Annotated in this window: 2 protein-coding genes; both read left to right on the top strand. The window is 42.8% G+C overall.

Going from position 1 to position 828, the window contains the following annotated elements:
• Positions 1–269, top strand: a 269-nt coding sequence (gene tnpB, locus I6E24_RS16480) for an IS66 family insertion sequence element accessory protein TnpB (protein ID WP_235329793.1), incomplete at its 5' end; no start/stop codon positions are given.
• A gap of 80 nt (positions 270–349) precedes the next feature.
• The coding region (locus I6E24_RS16475; RefSeq protein WP_394800426.1) for a transposase at positions 350–828 on the top strand (479 nt) is incomplete at its 3' end.

The raw sequence follows: 828 nt of genomic DNA, 5'->3' as shown, positions 1-828 counted from the left end.
AGAAAATGGGTAAGGATGTACAGGAAGGCGATGCATTTATATTTATCAATAAATCATTGACCAACATGAAAATACTCCATGCCGAATACGGTGGGCTGGTGATATATAATATGAGACTTGAGAGTGGTACTTTCCGTTTGTCTGATATTGACTGTGAAGACTCTTCCGCTTCACTCTCCATCAACTGGTCAGAATTGACATTGATAGTGCATGGTATATCACCTTCAGAGACGAAAAGAGCACCACGCTGGTCTCCTAAAAAGGAGTGATCGTATAGTAAAATAATGTTCAAATCCTTCTGTATGTCAGGTGTTTTTCGTACCTTTACAGTAAATAAAAGATACGGAAAATGGCAGAAGATCCAAATTTTAAAATAGCACTTGAGGCAGTCCTTCGTGACCGTGATGACCTGTACCGACGTCTTATGCAGGCAGAAAGGAAGATTAAAGAAATGTCTGACCTGCAGGCCATGAAAGACTCATACGAAGCCAGGCTGTCAGAGAAAGACAAAATCATTGAAGCTAAGGATAAAGCCATTGAATCCAAGGACAATCGTATTGCATCGTTGGAACGTAAACTGGAGTATCTTCAGAGGAAAGTCTGGGGAGCAATGTCTGAAAAAAGAAAACTCCCTGATGACCCAAACCAATTGAAACTTGACTTCGACAAGATGGATATGACTCCAGAGGAGGAAGAGGCAGCCCGCCAGGCCATAAAAGAGGTAAGCGAGTATAAGCGGATTAAGGTCAGGGAACACGAGAAAAAAGTTCCCGTCCGCCAAAAGCTGCCTGAGCATCTCCGCCGTGAGGAAGAACATATCTATCCGGA

Origin of the sequence: Bacteroides caecigallinarum (assembly GCF_021530995.1) — a bacterium.
GTDB classification, from domain to species: Bacteria; Bacteroidota; Bacteroidia; order Bacteroidales; family Bacteroidaceae; genus Phocaeicola; species Phocaeicola faecigallinarum.
The sequence above is the reverse complement of the archived record's forward strand: the minus strand, read 5'-3'. Positions and strand labels throughout refer to the sequence as shown.